This window comes from Rhizobium ecuadorense, assembly GCF_001187535.1.
Lineage (GTDB): Bacteria > Pseudomonadota > Alphaproteobacteria > Rhizobiales > Rhizobiaceae > Rhizobium > Rhizobium ecuadorense.
This window is the reverse complement of sequence record NZ_LFIO01001840.1, coordinates 1-279: the sequence shown is the minus strand read 5'-3', so window position 1 is coordinate 279 and position 279 is coordinate 1. Positions and strand designations below refer to the sequence as shown.

Sequence of the window (279 nt, the reverse complement as noted above, 5' to 3'; positions counted from 1 at the left end):
GACGATGACCGCGACTCCGAGGAGCGAAATGCCGCCGGCAATCAGCGTCCGCCTGGAGACCCTCTCCCTGAGGATGACCCAGCCGAGCAACGCTGCGATAAAGGGCGCGGTCGCATAGATCATCGTCACATTGGCGACGGTGGTCATGTAAAGCGCCCCGATGAAGCATACCTGACTGAAGGTCTGGCATGCGATCATGGCAAGACCGGACGGATGGAAGACGGATCGCCATTGCTGCCGCGAGATGCCCCCTTCGAGGAAAAGGCAGGGGATCAGCAG

At 60.9% G+C, this 279-nt stretch carries 1 protein-coding gene; it reads right to left on the bottom strand.

All coding sequences use genetic code 11. The annotated features are described in order from the left end of the window. A partial coding sequence (locus AF337_RS38975) for an EamA family transporter (protein WP_152971369.1) occupies positions 1-279 on the bottom strand: 279 nt, incomplete at both ends.